This is a genomic window from Oceanicoccus sp. KOV_DT_Chl (genome assembly GCF_900120175.1).
Taxonomy (GTDB): domain Bacteria; phylum Pseudomonadota; class Gammaproteobacteria; order Pseudomonadales; family Dasaniaceae; genus Oceanicoccus.
The window spans coordinates 2,007,326-2,028,081 of the sequence record NZ_FQLF01000002.1 but is presented as its reverse complement, the minus strand read 5'-3'; the positions used below and the strand labels follow the sequence as shown (position 1 = coordinate 2,028,081).

The 20,756-nt window shown below is 47.1% G+C and carries 20 protein-coding genes and 2 pseudogenes; 4 read left to right on the top strand and 18 right to left on the bottom strand.

Annotation, left to right across the window (positions count from 1 at the left end; translation table 11 throughout):
* Window positions 1-23: 23 nt before the first annotated feature.
* From UNITIG_RS13335 to UNITIG_RS13315, 5 genes and pseudogenes are all read right to left on the bottom strand, one after another.
* Window positions 24-976 (bottom strand): annotated as a pseudogene (locus UNITIG_RS13335) (DUF808 domain-containing protein).
* 54 nt (window positions 977-1,030) lie between these two features.
* The gene (locus tag UNITIG_RS13330; RefSeq protein ID WP_101758823.1) at window positions 1,031-1,870 is read right to left on the bottom strand and encodes an acyl-CoA thioesterase II; all 840 of its coding nucleotides are present in this window, start codon (window positions 1,868-1,870) and stop codon (window positions 1,031-1,033) included.
* Window positions 1,870-2,301 (bottom strand): thioesterase family protein, encoded by a 432-nt coding sequence (locus UNITIG_RS13325; RefSeq protein ID WP_101758822.1) that lies wholly within the window; start codon window positions 2,299-2,301, stop codon window positions 1,870-1,872. Before UNITIG_RS13325 ends, UNITIG_RS13330 begins: the two co-directional genes overlap by 1 nt.
* A gap of 12 nt (window positions 2,302-2,313) precedes the next feature.
* Window positions 2,314-3,336 (bottom strand): TIGR03617 family F420-dependent LLM class oxidoreductase, encoded by a 1,023-nt coding sequence (locus UNITIG_RS13320; protein WP_101758821.1) that lies wholly within the window; start codon window positions 3,334-3,336, stop codon window positions 2,314-2,316.
* Window positions 3,337-3,397: 61 nt separating this feature from the next.
* Entirely contained in the window at window positions 3,398-4,171 is a 774-nt protein-coding gene (locus UNITIG_RS13315; protein WP_101758820.1) for an enoyl-CoA hydratase, read from the bottom strand.
* A 126-nt stretch (window positions 4,172-4,297) separates the two neighbouring features.
* Here UNITIG_RS13315 and UNITIG_RS25620 point away from each other — a divergent pair, with 126 nt between their 5' ends.
* The 3 genes from UNITIG_RS25620 (at window position 4,298) to UNITIG_RS13300 (ending at window position 6,577) form a co-directional block, all read left to right on the top strand.
* Window positions 4,298-5,146, top strand: coding sequence for an SDR family NAD(P)-dependent oxidoreductase (locus UNITIG_RS25620; RefSeq protein WP_101758819.1), 849 nt, complete (start codon window positions 4,298-4,300; stop codon window positions 5,144-5,146).
* Window positions 5,147-5,210: 64 nt separating this feature from the next.
* Window positions 5,211-5,978, top strand: coding sequence for an SDR family NAD(P)-dependent oxidoreductase (locus tag UNITIG_RS13305; protein ID WP_101758818.1), 768 nt, complete (start codon window positions 5,211-5,213; stop codon window positions 5,976-5,978).
* A 17-nt stretch (window positions 5,979-5,995) separates the two neighbouring features.
* Window positions 5,996-6,577: a TetR/AcrR family transcriptional regulator gene (locus tag UNITIG_RS13300; RefSeq protein ID WP_101758817.1), complete on the top strand. Its 582-nt coding sequence runs from the start codon at window positions 5,996-5,998 to the stop codon at window positions 6,575-6,577.
* 60 nt (window positions 6,578-6,637) lie between these two features.
* On the opposite strand, the gene UNITIG_RS13295 is transcribed toward UNITIG_RS13300, so the two are convergent.
* The 13 genes from UNITIG_RS13295 to UNITIG_RS13235 all read right to left on the bottom strand — a co-directional run bounded on the left by UNITIG_RS13295 (window position 6,638) and on the right by UNITIG_RS13235 (window position 19,345).
* The gene (locus UNITIG_RS13295; protein ID WP_101758816.1) at window positions 6,638-7,600 is read right to left on the bottom strand and encodes a fibronectin type III domain-containing protein; all 963 of its coding nucleotides are present in this window, start codon (window positions 7,598-7,600) and stop codon (window positions 6,638-6,640) included.
* Between the two features lie 238 nt (window positions 7,601-7,838).
* Complete coding sequence (locus UNITIG_RS13290) at window positions 7,839-8,630, bottom strand: SDR family oxidoreductase (RefSeq protein WP_101758815.1); 792 nt, start codon at window positions 8,628-8,630, stop codon at window positions 7,839-7,841.
* An 18-nt stretch (window positions 8,631-8,648) separates the two neighbouring features.
* Window positions 8,649-11,291, bottom strand: a complete 2,643-nt coding sequence (locus UNITIG_RS13285) for a CehA/McbA family metallohydrolase (RefSeq protein WP_101758814.1) — start codon at window positions 11,289-11,291, stop codon at window positions 8,649-8,651.
* Window positions 11,292-11,404: 113 nt separating this feature from the next.
* Window positions 11,405-12,313: an SDR family NAD(P)-dependent oxidoreductase gene (locus UNITIG_RS13280; RefSeq protein WP_101758813.1), complete on the bottom strand. Its 909-nt coding sequence runs from the start codon at window positions 12,311-12,313 to the stop codon at window positions 11,405-11,407.
* Window positions 12,314-12,390: 77 nt separating this feature from the next.
* A complete protein-coding gene (locus tag UNITIG_RS13275; RefSeq protein WP_101758812.1) occupies window positions 12,391-13,566 on the bottom strand; it encodes a steroid 3-ketoacyl-CoA thiolase in 1,176 nt (391 codons plus the stop codon).
* A gap of 305 nt (window positions 13,567-13,871) precedes the next feature.
* A complete protein-coding gene (locus tag UNITIG_RS13270; RefSeq protein WP_101758811.1) occupies window positions 13,872-14,342 on the bottom strand; it encodes a MaoC family dehydratase in 471 nt (156 codons plus the stop codon).
* Between the two features lie 29 nt (window positions 14,343-14,371).
* Complete coding sequence (locus UNITIG_RS13265; RefSeq protein ID WP_101758810.1) at window positions 14,372-14,863, bottom strand: PaaI family thioesterase; 492 nt, start codon at window positions 14,861-14,863, stop codon at window positions 14,372-14,374.
* Window positions 14,806-15,087 (bottom strand): hypothetical protein, encoded by a 282-nt coding sequence (locus UNITIG_RS13260; RefSeq protein ID WP_101758809.1) that lies wholly within the window; start codon window positions 15,085-15,087, stop codon window positions 14,806-14,808. Before UNITIG_RS13260 ends, UNITIG_RS13265 begins: the two co-directional genes overlap by 58 nt.
* Window positions 15,088-15,102: 15 nt before the next feature.
* The gene (locus tag UNITIG_RS13255) at window positions 15,103-16,284 is read right to left on the bottom strand and encodes a lipid-transfer protein (RefSeq protein ID WP_101758808.1); all 1,182 of its coding nucleotides are present in this window, start codon (window positions 16,282-16,284) and stop codon (window positions 15,103-15,105) included.
* A 48-nt stretch (window positions 16,285-16,332) separates the two neighbouring features.
* Window positions 16,333-16,749 carry a MaoC family dehydratase gene (locus tag UNITIG_RS13250; RefSeq protein WP_101758807.1) on the bottom strand — a complete coding sequence of 139 codons (417 nt, stop codon included), beginning with the start codon at window positions 16,747-16,749 and terminating at the stop codon, window positions 16,333-16,335.
* Window position 16,750: 1 nt separating this feature from the next.
* Window positions 16,751-17,158: a Zn-ribbon domain-containing OB-fold protein gene (locus tag UNITIG_RS13245; RefSeq protein ID WP_101758806.1), complete on the bottom strand. Its 408-nt coding sequence runs from the start codon at window positions 17,156-17,158 to the stop codon at window positions 16,751-16,753.
* A 52-nt stretch (window positions 17,159-17,210) separates the two neighbouring features.
* Window positions 17,211-17,735: a MaoC family dehydratase N-terminal domain-containing protein gene (locus UNITIG_RS13240; protein WP_101758805.1), complete on the bottom strand. Its 525-nt coding sequence runs from the start codon at window positions 17,733-17,735 to the stop codon at window positions 17,211-17,213.
* Window positions 17,736-17,965: 230 nt separating this feature from the next.
* On the bottom strand, window positions 17,966-19,345 hold the full coding sequence (locus UNITIG_RS13235; RefSeq protein ID WP_369809200.1) for a DASS family sodium-coupled anion symporter: 1,380 nt from the start codon (window positions 19,343-19,345) through the stop codon (window positions 17,966-17,968).
* 408 nt (window positions 19,346-19,753) lie between these two features.
* On the opposite strand from UNITIG_RS13235, the pseudogene moaA reads away from it, so the two are divergent.
* Window positions 19,754-20,756, top strand: a pseudogene (moaA, locus tag UNITIG_RS13230) (GTP 3',8-cyclase MoaA).

The following is a 20,756-nucleotide window of genomic DNA, read 5'->3' as shown; positions in this document are numbered from 1 at the left end:
ATCGACGTGCAATATACTATTTTTTATTCATCAGCAGTAGTTCGGGTGCCGACTATTTTCTGGATTGCGGCAACCACCACAAATACCAAACCGCCTGCCAGCATACCGCCTAACGCATTTAATAGCGTCGGCGTTAGCGCTGCAGCTATGCTACCCACTGCCTCTAACGTTGCCGCCTGTTGGCTGACCGCAACAATAAGCTCATGGGAATGCGGGATACCGTGCACTAAAATCCCGCCACCGACTAAAAACATCGCGGCAGTACCCACAATTGCCAGCGTTTTCATTAACAGCGGACAGAATAATAATATACCTCTACCCAACGCATGTTTTACACCGACAAATGTACTATCCACTTTCGCCTTTAAAAAATAAAAACCCACATCATCGAGTTTTACAATCGCCGCGACTAAACCGTATACGCCTACCGTCACCGCTATCGCAATTAAAGTAACTACCCATACTTGCTGATTAAAGGGCGCGTCTTTAGCTGAGCCTAACGCAATTACAATAATTTCGGCGGAGAGAATAAAATCGGTTCGGATCGCGCCTTTGATTTTGGTTTTTTCAAATTTGAGGATCTCGGCTTTCGGCAAGCTTAGGATGTCCAGTTTTTTTGCATGCTCACTAACATCGTCAGGAGTGAATATTTTGTGCAGGACTTTTTCAAAGCCCTCGTAGCATAGATATGCGCCACCCAGCATCAGCAAGGGCATAATGACCCAGGGAGTCAATGCGCTCAGCAATAAGGCGGCCGGTACTAAAATCAACTTGTTTAAAGCTGAGCCCTTGGCGACGGCCCACACCACGGGCAGTTCCCGATTCGCCCGCACACCTGAAACCTGCTCCGCATTCAGCGCCAGGTCATCGCCTAACACCCCGCCGTTTTCTTCGCAGCGACTTTGGTGAGTATCGCCACATCATCCAGCAATGTCGCGATATCATCGATTAATGCGAGTAAGCCCACCCCTGCCATGTATTTCTCACTGTGTTATTTTTGATTTGAGCTAGCGCAGTTAGTTGCAGTTAATCAGACCCGACGCACCAAACCTTCTTGCATAGCACTAGCCACTAATTCGCCACGCTGATTAAAAATTTTGCCGCGACTGATACCGCGACCCGCACTGACCGACTCGCCGTGAATTTCGTACAGCAGCCAATCATCGATACGAAAGGGGCGATGATACCAAATACTGTGATCTAAAGTCGCGGTGGCAACCGTTGGGCTAAAAGGAGTAAATCCTAAAGGACGTAACACTGCTGACAAAATGGGGTTATCCGAGGCATAGGCGAGTAACTGCTGGTTTAAGTGCGGATCATCCCCTACCTCTGCGGCGGCCTTAAACCACACATAGGCACTGGCCGATTTCGCTTGAGGGTCACTAAAATCCATAGGATCACACTGCCGGAATTCAATCGGCCAGCCATAGCCAGAATCAGGTAATACCGCTTTAAACAGCTCCCGATCTGTGATTAGTTGTTCTGGATTTGCCACAGCTGGCATTTGCGCCTGATAGTCATAGCCCTCCTCTTCGACCTGATAAGACAAAGTTGCCAAAAATATCGCCTTATCCGCTTGTAACGCAGTAATTCTGCGAGTGGAAAAACTGCGACCATCACGCAATGCTTCCACCTTGTAGTCAACCGGTTTTTTAGGATTACCCGGGCGTAAAAAGTGACTGTGGAAAGAATGTAACTGAAAATTATTTGTTATCGAATGCTGGCTGGCACTCACCGCCTGCGCCACCACTTGCCCACCATAGATTCGCTCAATAAAACTTTCATCAGAACGGCCTTGATAATGATCGGCAGCAATTTTTTCTAATTGAAAGCTTTGAATTAATTTTTCTACTGCGGCTTTGGCGGCCATTAGCTATGCACCTTAAAAAAATCCCTGAAGGCCGCGGATGCGTCAACCACCTTTCCCAGCTGATAATCAAAACTTAAAAAGGACAAACTTGCCAGCGCTATCACGCGGTCACTGTTTTTATTCTCTATCTTATAGATAAAATCACAACCGCAGCGATGAAAATTATCTACTCCCAGTTCCACTGTTAGCACATCGGCGTATTTAGCTTCCGTTTTTAATTGCACGGAGAAACCACTATTTAATAGCACCTGATTAGCAATCGTATATTCCGCTGTATTGCGACTGCGAAAAAATCGCAACGTAGCCTCATTGCACAAATCCACATAGCGACTATTACCGACGTGATTGCCGCGATTAATATAACTGTCATGGACAGTTATATCAGTGCTAAATAATACCTGCGCGGGAAACGTAATATCTATTTTTGGCATGAAAATTCCTTGTCAGGCCTTTAATGCAGCAATGGCTTTTTCTGCTAGCACATCATCGGCAGGATCATCAGGCAATGGGAAATTGATCATGGTGGAAAGACCGCTATAACGCTGCTGCATAATCCCAACTATCTCATCGTAACGCCCAATAGGAACAAATTGTTCCAGCATGTCATCATCAATAATTGCTGGCATATCTTGCCAGTTTCCTTCACGAGTCATTTGCAATAATTGTTCACCTTTATGTTGCCAGCCAAATAATTCCAGACTCGGCCAATAGGATGGTGTCGAATATAAAAAGCCTAATAAATTGCGCTGCTTTTCTTTTTCGGCAGCGACGGTCGCATCATCTTTACCGGTAGCAACCAACGCACTCAAAATGATATTTACATCAGCTAAACTCCGCCCCGCTTTATCCGCGCCTTTTTGCAATCGCGGCAGAGCGACTTCACGCATATAACGCGGTGGAGTGTTAGTCGGATGGGTAATCATGCCATCTGATACTTCACCGGCTAGCGCTGTCATCAATGGCCCTACCGCCCCCATATAAATGGGTAACTGCGGATGCTCAATGGGTCCAGGATTAAAAAATGGCTGCAACTTGGTAAATTGATAATGCTCACCGATAAAATTTAATTTTGTGCCGTTTTGAAAACTATCAAAAATAGCGCGCAATGAACCAATATACTCACGCATTCTCGGCACCGGTGCAGTCCATTTAGTGCTGTAACGTTTTTCAATATTGCCCTTTACCTGGGTGCCCAGCCCCAACTCGAAGCGACCGTTAGACAACTGCTGTAAATCCCATGCGGCCACTGCTACTTGCATCGGGCTGCGTGGAAAGGCCACCAACACACCGGTACCCACTTTTAAGGTGGTGGTCGCATTTAACGCCATAGCGGATAACAAAAAACCGTCATGCACCGCATCGGGAACATTTAAGCCGTCATAACCCATCGCTTCAGCGCGGCGAGCATGGGCAATAATGTCCGCAGGGTTCATGGTTTCTGGGGTGGTGGCGTAGACTTTAAACATCACTGCATCCTTATGGGTACTATTGTTAATGCGCAAATTATTGGTATAACGTTAAAAAAATTTATTCGCTTTGGTCACGCCCCCTCGCAATGACTTGCTCGCGGCGCATCGCAATCATGGCTGCACTGGCGGCTTTTGCCGACTCCATCCCCAGCGCGGCCTCATATGCCAAAGCCTCCTTTAGCGGCATACTATAACCGTCATCGATCAGCTTTTTATACTGGGTCACAATGGCCGGCACACAGCTGCACATATCTAGTGCTAACTGCTCAGCCTGCGCCATTAATTGTTCCGGTTCGGTGACGCGATTTACCAAACCCCAGGCCAGCGCCTGCTGGGCGTCAATGCTATTACCGGTGAGAGATAATTCTTTGGCCCGCGACAAGCCGATTAAACGCGGCAAGCGCTGACTTAAACCCCACCCGGGAAGGATGCCGACCCGGGCATGGGTATCGGCAAATTTGGCTTGGGTGGAGGCAATTATCACATCGCAGGCCAGCGCTAATTCAAAACCACCGGTGATCGCATGGCCATTAACTGCAGCGATAATGGGGCCGTCAAATGCGTCCATCACCGCAGTCATTTCATTCTCGGAAGCTTCCGCCACATTGCTCTGCTCACCACTGGCCATTTCTTTTAAATCAAAGCCTGCACAGAATGCCTTACCACTGCCAGTGACCACGATGGCTCGAATCGCGTCATCTTGATGGCAATCGCGAAACGCCACTACAAATTGCTCTCGCAACTGTCGCGACAACGCATTCATCGACTCGGGACGATTGAGGGTAATCACCGCATAGCCAGATTTTTTTTCAAGGTGAATCGGGGAATTCATGGCAAAGCTCCTGACAAATAGATCAAACGACACAGTAACCAAGCCTCAGCCTATTTGCAACCAAGTGGTTACAAATTTAATTATCCGGCGTATACTCATTATCAGAGACAAGCACCTGCACTCCACATGGAACGAAACAGGAGCAATTCCATGCATCAAAAAACCACAAGCAATCACAACAAAGTCGCCTTTATCACCGGCGCCAGCCGCGGTATTGGCAAGCAAGCCACACTGGCTTTGGCCAAACAGGGGTTTGACGTGGTGATCACCGCCCGCACCCTGCATGATGGCGAGCAACATGAACGCGGCGCGTTTCAATCCGATACCAGCGCCGTCACCGGTAGCCTCAACGCCACCGCAGCAGAGGTGCAGGCGCTGGGCCGCAAGGCCTTGCCGATTCGCATGGATTTGCTGGATACCGACTCCATTACCGCCGCCTACGAACAGGCCATTGATCACTTTGGCCATATTGATCTGCTCCTCAACAACGGCATTTACCAAGGTCCCGGACTGATGGCCCCGGTAGCCACACTGACTGCGGATATCATGCAAACCATATATCAAGGCAATATTTATTCGCAGATGCAACTGATACAACATTGCCTGCCACACATGCTCGAGCGGCACAGCGGCTGCATTATCAATATGGTGTCCGCATCCGGCATGATGGATCCGCCAGCCACCCCGAAAAAGGTGGCTGGGGCTTTGCCTATTCTTCCTCCAAAGCTGCTTTTATGCGCATGGTGGGTTGTTTACATGTCGAGCATAAAAATTCGGGCATACATTTCTTCAATGTCGAGCCGGGTTTTATCGTCACCGAGAACATGCTGGAAAAAGGGCTGGTTGATGACCGCGCCGAGATGTTTGGCGGCGCCCCACCCACGGTACCCGCGGCAGTCATTGCCTGGCTTGCCACCGCTGCTGACGCTGAGCAATTTCAGGGGCAGACGATCAGCGCGCAAAAACACTGTTTGAAATATCAACTTCTGCCGGAATGGCAACCTAAAAATTCCAGTCACACCTAACAAGGAATCACAGTATGTTATTAGCTGATAAAGTAGCGCTAATTACCGGTGCCGGAGAAGGTATAGGCCAAGCCACAGCCCTGATGTTTGCTAAAGACGGCGCGAAGGTGGCCGTCGTTGATCGACAAATTGAATTGGGACAGGCCACCGCCGATGCCATTAATAAAGAAGGGGGCGAGGCTATTTTTATTGCTGCCGATGTTTCCCAACATGATTCAATAAAAAAAATGGTGGCTGATTGTATCACCCACTTTGGTCGCCTCGACTGCGCCGTTAACAACGCTGCTCGCAGTGCCAGTTTTGCGTTAACCGCTGACACCGAAGAACAGCACTGGGACCTAACACAAGCCGTCACCTTAAAAGGCGTTTGGCTGTGTATGAAATATCAAATCCCCGCCATGTTAAAAACCGGTGGCGGTGCCATTGTCAATATTTCTTCGCTGGCGGGTATTCAGGGTGAAGTATTTCAAGCGCCTTATGCCGCCGCTAAAGCCGGCGTGATTGGTTTAACACAAACCGCTGCCGGCGAATATGCGCAACAAAATATTCGCGTGAATGCCATTTGTCCCGGCGGCATTTTAACCCGCGGCATGGCCAATTATTTAGACAAAGTCCCCGGTGCCAGAGAAAAAGTCGAGGGGACTCACGCCATGCGACGGCTGGGGAAACCCGAAGAAATTGCCGATGCCGCCGCTTATCTATGTTCCGATCGTGCCTCGTTTATTACCGGCCATCCGTTAATTGTCGATGGTGGCATTATGGTTAACCCCTATTTACTTTAAGCAGCAGGAATAAACCCGTGAGTGCAACTCCCCGAGGCAAAGAGCAAGTCAAACAGGCGCTAATCGAAGCTGGCATTACTTTATTTTCCCAGCGCGGCATGGCTTCTGTTTCTGTTCGCGACTTAGCCGAAGAAGCGGGCGTTAATCACTCTTTATTGTTCCGGCATTTTGGTGATAAAGAAACCTTGATCAAAGCCGTTTTTGAAGAGCGCTTTAATCGTCTGGGCATTTTCGATGAGACTGCAGCCACCGATGGTGAAGCCATGCTGGAAACGTCCATTAGAGCAGTCATGCAAGACGAGCAACTGTGGCGCTTAATGACTTTTGCAGCATTGGAAGGGCAGGATATGATTCTCAACAGTATTCCCAGTCCCTATATCGCCACCACGTTAAAACAATTGGAAAAGCGTCAACAAAACAATGAAATTTATAACGGCGTTGAAGCCTCGGTATTACTTGCTAGTGGCTTTGCCTTAAGTTTGGGCTGGGCGGTTTTTCGCCGTACCTTGATGAGCATGGCACATGCTAAAGATAGGAACTTTGAAGAGTTAAGGGTGCAAGTTGATAAACTGTGGGAAGATATGATTGCGCCTCGTTAAAATAAAAAAACCCCGGCTAGGCTAACCTGACCGGGGTTTTAGAATGTTTCAATTATCGTATTAGTTAATCGTAACGGTTACCACTTCAGAAATATTGCTTTTCAAACCAGTATTATCGATGGTGGCGATAGCGAAGTGATATTCACCGGCATTTAAGTCCGTTAACTGAAAGCTTGTTTGATTACCCTCTATAGCAATCAACTCATCAGCCAAAGCATTGCTATTACTCATTGCCGTGTAGTAAACCTCGTAGCCAGCAATATCACCCGCTTTTAATTCAGTACCGTTCTCGCGAGTAGTTGGTGCACTCCAGGCGATTTGCAATGATTTAGATTGTGGCAGGTCTGAGGCCAGTTTGTTAAAAGCCAGCTCACGAGTAGCTACAACCCCAGAAGTAAAAACAGTATCGACGATGAATTTGTAATTACCTGCACTCAACTGATCCATGACTGCGCTTAACTCAGTATTGGTATTTATTACTACTGTTTTTTCAGCACCTGAATTTACATCAAGATAAGTAATTTCATATTGTTCAACATCTCTATTATTCTGATACCAGCCTAGAACACCATCTACCATTCTTGACTTAGCAGTATCGTAACTAAGATCGCTAAAGTCGCGAGAAAAACCTGAAGTTGCAATTGGTGAATCAATAGTTTTGTTGATTAACACCAACCATTTGCTACCTGAACCCTGGTCATCAAAAGCGGTAACATCAAACCGCACCTCAGCAATTGGCATATTATTAATCAAACTGATTACTTGTTCAGGGCTGGTGATCGATACCTGCTGCGGAGTATTCATACCACAAGTATCTGACTCTTCACTCACATTCATTTGATAGCTTATGTCATAGCGTTGCACATTTCTGTTACTCATACTCCAGGACAAAAAACCTTCAAATTTTTTCGCCGCAACATCTGCAGTATAGGAGCGATAATCCTCAACATTTACCGCATAAGCAGACATAACAAACATCTGCAAAAAAACTAATGCTAAAACATTCTTTAAAACAGCTTTCATGACCTTACCCTCGTTTAGATATGAAAACCGCGATCCGGGCGGCGCTAATAAGTCCCTCAACTTGGGAAGCGATAATAAAGAGATTTAAAAATTAAACGAGCGAAGAAAATAGATTTTGTGAACTGCTTTTACAGAAGTCAGCAAGCTGCGATGGGGTTCAAATAATGGGCTTCGTAATGGCGATATCTGTTAGGTACTTCTACCTATGAGGCTGATTTTAATACCTAAGTAGCTGTACCTAGCCGTTAATTTTACCGAGCTTAAAGAGGTCAATGCTGGCACCGCCATCGACTACTAATACCTGCCCGGTTATATAGCTGGCGGCATCACTGAGCAAAAACAACACCGCATTAGCAATATCACTTTTATGCCCCACAGCGCCCAGCGGGTTGTTCACTTCCATTGCGTCAACCTCGCGGGTGAATCGCTGCATACCTTCAGTATCAGCAGTAGCTCCCGGAGCGACTGCATTGACCCGAATACCGTAAGGACCGAACTCTACCGCACTGCTACGTGTTAATGAATCAACACCGGCCTTGGCTGCAGCCACATGGGATTGATAAGCTGCACCGCCTTGCTGAAATGGCGCACTGATATTGACAATACTCCCACCGTTGGCCTTTAAGTAACGCTCAAAGCTGGCTTTAGTAACGTTATAGGTGCCTAGCAAATCGATATCGACAACCGATTTGAAGCCGTTATACGAAATCCCGCTAATAGGCGCCGGAAAATTACCCGCTGCATTATTAATGACGAAATCCAATCGCCCGTAGTGATTCAGTAACTGCTCTATAACACACTCCACCTGATCGGCTTGGCGGATATCACAAACGCCATATGCAGCCTCGAAGCCCGCTGCAAGCAATTCTTCAACTGCACGTTGCAACACCGGCTCTTTGCGGCTACAGATAAAAACGCTGGCGCCATGTGCAGCCAGAGTGTGTGCAATCTGTAAACCAATACCGGTGGCCCCGCCTGTGATCAACGCTACCTTGTTCTGCAATATCTCTTTTGAAAAAACATTCATCATTGACCTCCCGGGCCGCTGCTATTTCGACTTCTCTTCCAGCAAGGAAACCGGAACATAGCCGTCGCCAGCCACATCAATAAACACCGGGTTAGAAAAAGCCAAAGGGATAAATCCAGGTGCCACCAGCGTATAAGGTTCTTCCGCTTTACCACTCACCTCTACAGTGACAAAGCTATCACGAGTAAATTCTAAATTCAGAGTGACTGTATCCCCGTTTGCTATAGCTAACGTGTGAGAGTGTTCGCCGTTAATAAATACTTTCAACGTATCTATGTTTACCCATTCTGCGGATTCAGCAGCTACTAGCAAAGTGGCCGCTTGCGCAATAACAGTACCACCAGGCGATACACCATTAACACTCACATCTATAATTGGACCTGTGGTACCAAAGACATTACCTGCTCGAAGCGCCGAAATAAAATTGGGCACGTTTATATTCACTAACTCTTTATCATCCGCCTTGATGTAATTTCTCGGCAAAGCCACTAGTTGATGACTAAAGTGGGAATCACTATTGGCGGTGCCGACTTTAAAAAAACCTTGCCGTAAAAATGAAAACCAATCCTCTCTTATAAGATAATATTGTTCGATCTCTTCTCCATTGAGTAACTCAATTGCATCAAAATCAATATCTCTATAAGTACCGTTGTTATCATGTTGCTGTAATAAAGAATGATTCGGTGCGTCGTGCAAGGATTGTTTATTGTCATAGCTCTCGCCAATGGATAAATGATTTAAAAATGCAGTATCACTATCATAGGCTTTTGATCGAGGGTGATTTAATTGAAATAAACTATCTGGAAAGCGTTGCTTATATAGACTAATGACATCTCCCAGACGTTTGCCTTCAAACGCTAACGTGCCACCCATAAATGCATCCGCATCGACATTTACCGGAAACACATTGGAATGGCCGATAGTGGTTGGCGCAGCCGTGCTCCTGGCCATACCTGTTAATTCAACGCCGGCAATCGCAACCACTTCTTTTTCCAGTTGCAGCTGCTTGATAACCGGCTGCAGGTCATAACTGATGTTATGTTCTGTCGTTACCATCACTTCGCCACCTTGCGCGACAAAATCAATCACTCTTTGCCTAGGCGATAAACTGGAATCCATACTGATACCACTATGCACATGTAAATCCGCTGCAATTAAACCTGCCGTATCAACGACTCGACGCGGCATTTTAAAATCCAGCTCATAGAGATCATCTGCGTTCAAATCCAGAACACGTTCTTGCAAGTTATACTCTATCCCTCTACCGGCAATGACACGGTATTTTCCCGGCGCCACTAACACCTCCCGAATATCACTGTCGATACCGGCCAGACTTATCCGATTACTCTCAGCACCGGTGAGAAATGGCTCGCCACCAACTGTCATCCCGGTCAGCTCATTCATCAATACGGGATCAGCTGTCTCCTCCAAACCCTTAAAGATTATGTTCATGGCTTTACCGCGAGGTAAATGGATACGCGCTACAGCGCCAGTTTTAATTTCACCCGGATTGGACTCTGTAGAACGCAATTGATGATTTTTAATCGCCCAAGGGGTAATCGTCTTAATCCTATGAGCACCGGTATCTTCAGGCAACTTAAGTCGAAATTTTCCGCTGTTATCGGTACGGGTAAAGCTTAGCGGTCGCCCCTCAGCATCCTGAATTTCAATTGCCGCAGTGCCAGTATCCAGCACACCTTCAATCCAACGGCCCTGATATATTTGATTGGTAACCGCCGCGACATCAGCCGCGGCGCCGACAATAATTTCTCGCTCGACCTCAATAATTTCCTCTCTCTCTATATCGAAAAATTGACTAATGAGAAAATCCAGCCACGAGGGTTTATTCGAAAAACTATAGAAGGGTTGCGGAAAATACCCTTGCATCGTGAACGTATCGCTAGCAATTAAAAACCGTTTTAGCGCCTGCTTATTACCTGCTTGATCAACCCGGTTAGCGGCATTAAACCGCAAACCATAACTTATACCCTGTACCCCCCTATTCGTACCCACCAAAACCTGCAAATCAGCTGCAGAAACCGCCGACAAAATATCCCCTACTCGACTGGTATCAACTGCAGGCTGCTGAAAACCTAAAGAGTATTCTCCCGTTACGGTATCGAGGGTAAACGGTTTAAGCGCGCCACGTGGGTGCATGATCATTGATGCCATCATCGTCAAAGCATCCCCGGTCGCTTGCCGCTGCAAACTCTGATGGATCAATAAACTGGAAGGCTTATCTGCTTGCAGCCGATATTCTGTACTCATCGCCACACCGTCCATTACGGTATTCACTGTTACTGTGGCGAAGTCTTTAGCTTGAAGCGCGCTTATTGATTCAACCTGCGCAATTTTTTCTTTGCGCAGATTATGTATATCATGCTGCACCACCCATTGATCATTGGCTTTATCACAGTGCCAAAGATCAACCAGTGCGCCACCGTAGCTCGATAAATACGCAGGATGATGTGCTGCTGACACTACCGCACAAATGGTCCCGTTGCTTAATAACCAATCATCCACACCACCGATGGCGTCCATGCCACCTTCAGGTAGTAAATGCCTATTTTCAGTGGTGATTTGCTGCGAAATAAATTGCTCACCAACCGCAAGCTCCATTGAGCACAACAATACCAGGACAAATAAATATTTATCTAAACGCATACTCACCACCGGTTATTTAATCTGCAACTCAAATAATTTCTATTTTTCCGATTACCACATGCAAAAAAAAGGGCAGATAAATATCCACCCTGGTAAAATCATAACTTCAACACTTACTGCGGTGCGACGGTAAAACCACCCCACACCGATACATAATTTTCATCGTAGTGTTTGGATAATGAATTATGTAAATCGTCCAGCTCCCACTTACCACCGCTGGCACTGGTGAAAGGCGCGCTCAGGGTAGGCCGCTGCAAGATATTCACTTGGCCGCCCCACACAATCATCACCTCTCCGGAAATATGCCCCGCCTCTTGCGATGCCAAATAGCCAACCAATGGCGCTACGTTTTCCGGGTTAAACGCATCAAAGCCATCGTCCGGTGCTGCAAACATGGCTGCGGTTGCACCTTGATCAGTCATCGCGGTACGAGCCCTGGGCATGATGACATTGCAGGTAATGCCGTATTTCGTCATCAACTGCGCAGCGCCCATGGTCATCGCAGTGATACCCGCTTTAGCAGCAGCGTAATTGGGCTGACCTGCTGAACCATAAATCATCGCTTCTGAAGAGGTGCTGATTAGGCGACCATAAATGGCTTCACCACTTTTAGCTTTTTCACGCCAGTATTTGGTGGCATTGCGCATATTAACGAAATGACCACGCAAATGTACCCGCACCACACTATCGAACTCGTCATCGCTCATCCCGAAAATAGTTTTGTCACGACAGAAGCCGGCATTATTGACGACGATATTAACGTCACCATATGTGTCGATAGCGGTTTGAAATAAACGATCAGAATCAGCCGTGTCAGCACAATCGCCAAATACCGCAATCGCTTCGCCACCGGCCGCTTTGATTTCTTCCACGGTCGCATGCGCTGCAGCTTCGGCATGGGGCAGGTTGATATCATTGATCACCACCTTAGCGCCCTGCTTGGCTAACTGCATCGCCTCTTCCCGGCCCAAGCCTTGCCCGGCGCCAGTTATAATCGCGACCTTTCCGCTTAAATCACTCATCTTCTGTCTCCAACAAAATACTAAAAAATTTATACTATGGCTGCTTTGGCTGAAACAACCCGGTTACTTATTGCTACTTAAATACGCTCAATGATAGTACCCGTACCAATAGAGGCTCCACAGCACATAGCAATCAACGCCGTGGTTTTATCCTGACGCTCCAATTCATGCAATGCAGTGGTAATCAATCGCGCGCCGGTAGAACCGACAGGGTGGCCGATGGCAATAGCGCCGCCATTCACATTGACCTTGCTCATATCGGCATTGTTAACCTGTGCCCACGATAGCACTACTGCCGCAAACGCTTCGTTAATTTCAAACAAATCGATATCGCCCATATTCATACCGGTTTTCTTGAATAGCAATTCAGTGGCATTGACGGGACCATCTAACAAAAAGTAAGGATCTGAACCGGTGGTGACGCCGGTAATAATTCTGGCACGAGGTTTTAACCCTCGCGCTTTCGCTTCCTCGGCACTCATCCACAACACTGCGGCAGAACCATCAGATATTTGCGAAGCGTTACCCGGTGTGTGGATACCCCCCTCAATGACCGGTTTTAAATTAGCCAGAGCTTCCATCGTGGTGTCACGCAAGCCCTGATCTTTAGTAACTATGCGCATGTCCCCGGTGGGCTGTCCATCTTCCCCCAGGATTGGTGCTTCAACCGCAAAAACTTCGCGATCAAAACGGCCTTCTTCCCAGGCAACTTTGGCACGACGCTGAGACTCACAGGCAAACTCGTCCACATGCTGGCGAGTAAAACCGCGGTTTTTTACGATGCGTTCAACCGCAGTAAATTGATCGGGCGTGCTATCCCAAGGCCAATCCGTTGTTTGGAAAAACCCTGGGCCGTTATACGCATTCGCCCCTAAACCGACTCGCGACATAGCCTCAACACCGGCAGCAATACCAATATCAATTTGACCCGACTGAACCAATGCAGACACCAAATGATTCGCTGTTTGCGCGGAGCCACATTGCGCATCTACCGAGGCAGCACCAGTGCTGTAATTTTTACCCATGCTTAACCAGGCATTGCGCGCAATATTATTGGATTGCTCACCCGCCTGCGTTACGCAACCCGCATAAATTTGCTCGATATCTTCGTAGCTTAAGCCATTACGTTCGACTAATGCCTGATAAGACTTTGCTAATAATGTCGCTGCATGAATACCACTCAAGTGACCAGCGATTTGTTTTCCCCGCGCAATCGGGGTACGGACGGCGTCGACAATAACGGCTTCAGGCATGATAATTCCTCTTTCTGAAAAAGTGATTTGAACTGCTTTCAACAGCTCATTATCGGGAATAGATATGGAGGGTGGCGACTACAATTATTCCCACCCATTTTAAAGGGACGAAGATATTAACACCGCCCACAGGTCTTGCCAATCAATGTGGCTAAAAGCTAACAAAAGCCTTATTTAAAGGGTTTTCTTTAAACTTTTTGGCTTGATTTGTCAGCATTTTGGCCGTAATTGTTACAGCAAACAGTGTTCACCCAGCAAAGTAAAAAAAGGCTATTGGGCTGGCACAAAACAATTAACAATCTTGCTTATAAATACACAAACATCAGTTCATAAATTAAAGCCGGCTTTTCTGAACCCACCGCGTGCACATGGGTTTCCATTACCACTCGCGTTTTATGTTCCGATACATCCACTTCCTTGACCCGGCTGCGCGAGTGGATTTCACTATTGACCGGCACCGCGCCTAAAAAACGTAATTTATCGGAACCGTAATTCATCATATGGCCAAAACCCGAAATTTTTTCCAGACCATTGGCTTCACCTTTCATTTTGGTGATTAACGACAGGATCAAAAAGCCGTGTGCAATAGTGCAACCGAAGGGACTTTCTTTAGCGCAACGTTCAACATCGATATGCAACCACATATCATCGCCGCTCAGTTCGGCATATTGGTTAATTAACGCCTGATCGACAACAACCTTGCTACTCCAATCACTAAATTCTTCTGTTACCAGAGCGTTGAGAGCTGCTTGATCTTTAAAATGTATTTCACTCATAGTTTTCACTTTCTTTGTTGATAAAAATTTTATTTACTTTGGCTACCGCTAGCTGGTTTTTTTTGCTGCAGCTGTTTATACATTTCGGGGCTGGCACAAATAAATACGCCTTCACAGGTAGCTGTCTTAACATCACCCGCCCACATTTCGCCGACTAGAAAATTTTTACGGCCTTCAATTCTATCGACCCAGCCTTCCAGGCGTAAATCTGTTGCGATCGGCGTCGGTTTTAAATACTTGATAGTTATGGTGCCAGTAAAGCCTGGCTGGCCGGTAATTTTTTGCCCCACCCCCAAAAACTGATCAAATAACGCAGCAACAAAGCCACCATGCACAGAATTAGGCGGACCTTCATATTGCCAACCCATATTGGCACGGCCATATACTCTATCGTTCTCGGTCCAAACAATAATCGGCGCAGCGATCGGATTACTCTTTCCATCCAGCGGATTAAGTTCATAACCTAAATGCGCAAAGTCACCATAATCACCACCCTCTTCAAAAGCAGTGCGACCCTGCAAGCGGGGCTTTCACCTAACAGCTCAGCTTGTTCACTAATAACAGCGGCCATTTTTTCCAGAGTTTCAGTATCGGTGCTGCAAGTCACTAAATTTTCAATCAACAACCGCGTGGCATCGGATAGCTTGCGCTTGGCGCCCCAGTTATCACTCAGTGGATCTTTGATATCCGGTGAATCGAAAGGACTTAACATTTTCGTCGCTGTTTGCTTTTTTTTGTCCGTCATCAGTAGAGTTCCACGTTAATTACTGGCACCCAAAATAATACCACTGGTTGGCACACCGGTGCCGGCAGTAACCAATACATGTTCAACATCAGCGACCTGATTATAGGACTGGCCTCGAATCTGTCGCACACCTTCTGCCACACCATTCATACCGTGGATATAAGCTTCACCTAGTTGGCCACCGTGAGTATTAATGGGCAAGTGTCCGCCCAACATATGTTCACCGGCACGTAAAAAATCTTTCGCTTCACCGCGCTTGCAAAAACCGTACTCTTCTAACTGGGTTAATACATAGGGCGTAAAGTGATCATAAATAACGGCGGTTTGAATATCCTGTGGACCTATGCCCGCTTGCGCATATAACTGCCTGGCAACTAACTCACATTCGGTCAACCGCGTAATATCATCGCGGTAGTAAGACGTCATCATCTGCTGATCATCACAAGCACCCTGCGCGGCACCACGAATATAAGCCGGCTTTTGTTTTAGCTCTTTAGCGCGTTCAGCCGACACAATCACACAGGCGACGGCGCCATCGGACTCCTGACAGCAATCTAACAGCCGCAATGGCTCTGCAATCCAGCGACTGTTTTGATGATCTGCCAATGTGATCGGCTGCTGATAAAACCAGGCATTGGGATTCGTCGCTGCCATCGCGCGGGCATTAACTGAGACCCGCCCAAAATCCTCACTGGTGGCGCCATATTTATCCATATACGCTGATGCCGCCATTGCCACCCATGAGGCAGGGCTGACTAAACCATGAGGGATATACCAACCAAAGTGCACGGTTTCAAAACTGGAATCCGGAGCCTGATCCTGCATACCGGCACCATAGCGATACTCTGACCGTTCGTTCATGGCGCGATACACCACTACACAATCACAAACACCTGTTGCGACAGCCATTGCCGCCTGCTGTATCGGCGCACAAGCAGCGCCACCGCCGTAATGAATACGTGAGAAGAATTTTAATTCCTTGCCGCCAATTAAACGATGCACTTCAATTTCAGGATTGTTATCCATGGTGTAAGTGCTGATGCCATCTACTTCGCTGGGATCAATACCGGCGTCAGCACAGGCTGCCAACACTGCCTCGACCGCTAAACGCATTTCACTACGCCCGGAATTTTTTGAAAACTCGGTATTACCGATACCGACTATCGCCGCCTGACCACTTAAACTACGCTTACTCATATACCACTCTTCATTAAATTTTTTGAGGTGAATCGTTAGCCGATGCCACTACGGTAAAGCGACTTCAACCATGCCGGTAACGTGGTCGCCTAAACTATTTTTTCCCACCACATTGATATCGATAATATTTTCACCAGCAGCAACTCGCTTGGCTCCAACTGTACCCGTTAAAACCATTTTATCGCCGGCATAATTAGGTACCCCTAAACGAATATTGATGCGTTTTAATAAACCCAAAGGACCACTCCAATCCGTAACAAAACGTCCCACCAAACCATTGGTCGTTAAGATATTCATAAAAATATCTTTCGAACCTAATTCGACTGCCTGATCTCTATCGTGGTGAACATTTTGATAATCACGCGACGCAATAGCTGTCGCCACAATCAAGCTGGTAGAGACATCGATCTCCAGCGCAGGCAAGGTATCGCCTTCACTGATTTGATCAAAGCGTAGACTTTTCATGCTATTTATCCGCCGGTGCAAATAGCGGTAGCGTTAATTCATCATCACATTTTGTCATCACCAACTTTACTGCCGCACCGACTTTAATAGCGTCTGGGTCAAAGTCGATTAACTGCGCAATAATACGAGTGCCTTCTTTTAAGGTAATTAAACCCACTGGGTTGGGCTGATCAAATCCCGGTAATGCCGGGTGATGCATTTTTACAAAACTGGCCAACACACCCTCGCCGCAAGCACTCACGGTATCCCATTCAAAGGATTGACAGTGTTTACAGCAAGGTCCGGGAGGATGTTGCAATTGATCACAGCTTTTACAATGCTGGATTAATAATTTTCCAGCCTGCAAACCGTCAGTGAAAAATTGGGTATCTTTATTCACACCCATACGGGGTCTAAGTGCTGTTGACATTAAAACTCGCCTTAATTTTTGATTAGTGACATCACGCCAAACAATAAATAGCTCAGGGTTTAAAGCGCAATAAACGCCAATGCATATCCACTACTTTTTCATCATGCTGGTTGTAATAGGTAAACAACTCACTGGTAAAATAACCTTCCCCCAACGCAGTTTGTTTTTTTTCCGAAACACTTTCCAATTGCGTCGTTTGATAAATTTGATCGCCTAACTTAAGCGGCTGCAAATAATGCTGATCGCAATTCACCGCCACTACTGAAAGATAACCGCCATCGGTTAATAAATCGAAATGATTATCTGCGCCCTCAGGTAGACCTTTAGAACCTGGCGCTAAACGCCGGGTATAACCCGTCATAGTCCATGCTTGAATCATGCTTGGCGGCGCAATAATTTCACCATAAGGCCCCTGCGTTGCAAACTCGGGATCGGTGTACAGCGGGTTCAGGTCACCCATGGCATCACACCAATGCCGGATCATCGGCATATTCACCGGGTCCCAACTTCTGAGCGGACCCACTACTATACCAATACAGGCATTCAGTCGCTGCTCTAACTCGGCTTGTTCTAACATAGGGCGGATAGCTCTTGCATGCTGACAACTGCACTTATTCGTGCCGTTATATACGCTAAAGTATTAAAAATTCAGGCTTGAGATAGTCGCGTTTGGCGGGGTATAAAGCAATATCATTACGTGACAACTTTATTAACATATCGTAGACAGGCCGCTGCGAGCGGCAAAAAAATATTAGCCGCAGGGAACCCGTAAAGATATTGGTAGCAAAGTAGTCGCTTAAGGATAAATTAAGGGACTAACAAGCCGTAACAGAGCAAAGTAATCACCACGGCTACCGATAAATTCAATATCACACCTTCTTTCGCCATCCGCTGCGTAGCAACCAAACCGCTACCATAAACAATGCTATTAGGGGCAGTTGCCACCGGCAACATAAACGCGCAGCTGGCACTGATTGTCGCCGGCACCATCAGTAACAAGGGGTCTATCCCGGCTGCCATCGCCGCTAATGCCAATACCGGCATCAGCAAAACCGTGGTCGCTGTATTGCTGGTACACTCGGTTAAAAACGTCACCCCAAGGCACAACACCAGCATCATCACCACTACTGGCCAGGTCGCCAGCACCGAAAGCAAGCTGCCGATCTCACCACTCAAGCCGGAAGCGGTGAAGGCCTTAGCCAGGCAAATACCACCGCCAAATAACAACAACACCCCCCAGGGAATGGTACTGGCGGTTTGCCAGTCCAGGAGTTTTTCACCTTTACCATCAGGTACCATAAACATAATGATTACCGCGGTCAGCGCCACCGAGGCATCATTGGCTGGCAGGCCGGTTAAACCACTCCAACCACCAAAGGGCTCTTGTCGAGTAACCCAGGCCAACGCAGTCAGCGCAAAAATGATTAATACCCGACGCTCTGCAACACGCCAGCTCCCTACTTTCGGCAAGTGAAATCCGCCGTTATAGGACAATGAGCGCGTCAACCACCAACCAATCAAGGGCACCACACAGATCACCACCGGAATACCCCAGCGCATCCACTCAGTAAAGCTCAGCGACTTACCAACATGCTCTTCATAAGCTTGCATAAACACTAGATTTGGTGGCGTTCCTACCGGCGTACCGATACCGCCTACGCTGGCCGCATAGGCAATACCCAGCATCAATGGGGCTGCCAACTGCTTATCTTCAGATTTTTCCAGAATTGCCAACGCAACGGGTAACAACATTAAGGTAGTCGCCGTATTAGACACCCACATGCTCAACACTGCAGCGGTTGCCATAAAACCCATTACCAGCTGCTTACTACTACTACCACCAAATATATTGATCATGCCCAGAGCGATACGGCGATGAGCACCACTGCGCTCCATCGCTTTGGATAAAATAAATCCACCCAACAACAATAAAATTAATGGGCTACCATAGGCCTCGGCCACCTGATTTTTCCCCAGCACACCGGTGATTTGTAACAAGGCTAATGGAATCAGTGAGGTAACGGGAATTGGCACTGGCTCAAACATCCACCAGAGCACACACAATACGGTAACACCGGCGGTAATTGCAGCATCGTGTGGCAAGCCAAAGTAAATAGAAAAGCCATAGCAGGCCACCGCCAATAGCGGGCCAAGGATAATCAAGCTATTTTTAAAACGTTGCAAAATACTGCCCTTTTTTTATTTTCCAGTATGCCTGCGTCCTACCCCCATTAGCCACACAACCGTCCTCAATAAATTAGCAGTGTTAGAGTTTCACTCTTCGACAGTAGAGCGAAACGTGCCGATCTAAGGTAAAGGCTGGAATTTATTCGTCATTTCCGACTTGATCGCACTGCTGTCCGGAATAAAACTTAAATACCATCAAAAAGCCGAAGTCATCCTCGACTTGATCGGGGATGACCTCAACTTATCCATGGTATTTCAAATTTGCCCCGGAAAGTACCGCCCACCAAGGCACCCAAACCCAAGACGATACAATTCACAGATACTAAACCAAGTAAGCCGCTATCTTGCCACGACACAGCGCGAATACAAAGATCACGCTTTCACCGCACTATCATGTAAAATAGCGGCATGACTATTACGCCTAACACGATTCTTGTCGACCGCTTTAACCGCCGCGTTAATTATGTCCGCCTATCGGTAACCGACCGCTGTGATTTCCGCTGTGTGTACTGCATGGCGGAAGAAATGACGTTTCTTCCCAGAGCCGATATTTTAACCCTGGAAGAATTAGGGTTAATTGCCAAAGCCTTTGTCGGCTTAGGGGTAAAAAAAATTCGTCTCACCGGTGGCGAACCGCTGGTCCGCCACAATATTCTTAGCTTGGTAGAACAGATTGGCAGCCTACAGGGATTGGACGAATTAACGCTAACTAGCAACGGCTCACAGCTACAGAAGTACGCTAGGCCATTACGTCGAGCTGGTATTAAAAGAATAAATGTCAGTTTGGACAGCTTGAATACAGCTAAATTTAAAAGCATTACCCGCACCGGCGATTTAGACCAAGTGCTAGCGGGCATTGATGCCGCCATCGCTGCAGGTTTTGAGCGCATCAAACTGAATGCGGTAATTTTAAAAGGCCGCAATGAAGATGAAATTCTCGACCTGGTAGACTTTGCACGCGATAAAAATATTGATATTTCTTTTATCGAAGAAATGCCTTTAGGGCTGATTGACGAACACAATCGCGCCCTCAGTTTTTGTTCCAGCGATGACATTAACGCCCAAATAAGCCAACACTACCCGCTTACCGCTATTGAAGATAAAACAGGCGGCCCTCTAACTACTTCACTATGACGGATAGCCACTCGCGAATTGGTTTTATATCGCCCCACAGCCACAACTTTTGCCACTTATGCAATCGCGTTCGAGTCACTGTGGAGGGCCGCTTGTTATTGTGCCTGGGCAATGAACACTCGGTAGATTTAAAAACCATTATTCGCCAGCATCCGGGCAACTGGAACCCCTGCAACAGGCAATAATCCAGGCGATGGATTTAAAACCTGAAAAACATCATTTCAATCTGGAAGACGAGCCCGATATTGTTCGATTTATGAATATGACCGGCGGCTGA